The sequence below is a fragment of the Streptomyces sp. C genome (assembly GCF_000158895.1).
Lineage (GTDB): Bacteria > Actinomycetota > Actinomycetes > Streptomycetales > Streptomycetaceae > Streptomyces > Streptomyces racemochromogenes.
The window spans coordinates 663,789-664,898 of sequence record NZ_GG657750.1 but is presented as its reverse complement, the minus strand read 5'-3'; the positions used below and the strand labels follow the sequence as shown (position 1 = coordinate 664,898).

Sequence of the window (1,110 nt, the reverse complement as noted above, 5' to 3'; positions counted from 1 at the left end):
AACGTGTTAGTGGAATGAGGTGGAGGGATGGAGTTCCGAGTAGACCGGCGCAGCGGCGTCGCCACCTATCTGCAGATCGTCACGCAGGTCAAACAGGCCCTGCGGCTGGGCGTGCTGGAGCCGGGGGACCGGCTGCCGACGGCCCGGGAGGTGGTGGCGGCCACCGCCATCAACCCCAACACCGTCCTCAAGGCGTACCGCGAGCTCGAACGCGAAGGGCTCGTCGAACCGCGCCCCGGCGCGGGCACGTTCGTCCGCCGCTCCCTCTCGCACCCCGGCGCGGCCCCCGATTCGCCGCTGCGCCTGGCCCTGGCCGCCTGGATGGCGCGCGCCCGCGAGGAGGGGCTGGACCGCGAGGACATCACGGCGCTGATCGCGGCAGCCGTGGACGAAAGCTTCAACCCCTCCGGGCCCGGGCGGCCCGGACAGTCGAGAGAGGAAACGGCGTGAGCGATCCGACCCACGCGCCGGCACTACGGGCCACCCGGCTCGGGCGGGAGTTCGGCGGCCGACGGGCCCTGCACGCGTGCGACGTCGAGCTGCCCCCGGGCCGCGTCACGGCCCTCGTCGGCCCCAACGGCGCCGGCAAGAGCACCCTGCTCCAGCTGGCGGCCGGCCTGCTGCGCCCGACCAGCGGGGGGATACGCGTCTTCGGCGAGGCCCCCGGCACCCCCGGGGCCCGCCGCCGCACCGCCTTCCTCGCGCAGGAGAAGCCGCTGCACGCCGGCTTCACCGTCGCCGACACCCTGCGCATGGGCCGCGCCCTCAACCGCGGCCGCTGGGACCAGGACACCGCCGAGCAGCTGCTCACCGGCTCGGGCATCCGCCGCGGGACCCGGGTCGGGTCGCTGTCCGGCGGCAACCGGACCCGGGTCGCGCTGGCCCTCGTCCTCGGCAAGCGCGCCGACCTGCTGCTCCTGGACGAGCCGCTGGCCGACCTCGACCCGGTGGCCCGGCACGACGTGATGGCCCTGCTGATGACCGAGGCCGCCGAGCGCGGCACCGGCATCGTGATGTCCTCGCACGTCCTGGCCGAACTGGAGGACGTCTGCGACCACGTGGTGCTCCTCAAGGACGGTGCCGCCCGGCTACTGCGGCGACGTCCAGGAG

Annotated in this window: 2 protein-coding genes; both read left to right on the top strand. The window is 74.7% G+C overall.

The genetic code is table 11. The annotated features are described in order from the left end of the window. The first annotated feature begins 27 nt into the window (after window positions 1-27). On the top strand, window positions 28-450 hold the full coding sequence (locus SSNG_RS03110; RefSeq protein WP_007262337.1) for a GntR family transcriptional regulator: 423 nt from the start codon (window positions 28-30) through the stop codon (window positions 448-450). After that, window positions 447-1,110: ABC transporter ATP-binding protein (locus tag SSNG_RS03105; protein WP_007262336.1), on the top strand; the 664-nt coding region annotated here is incomplete at its 3' end. The genes SSNG_RS03110 and SSNG_RS03105, both read left to right, overlap by 4 nt.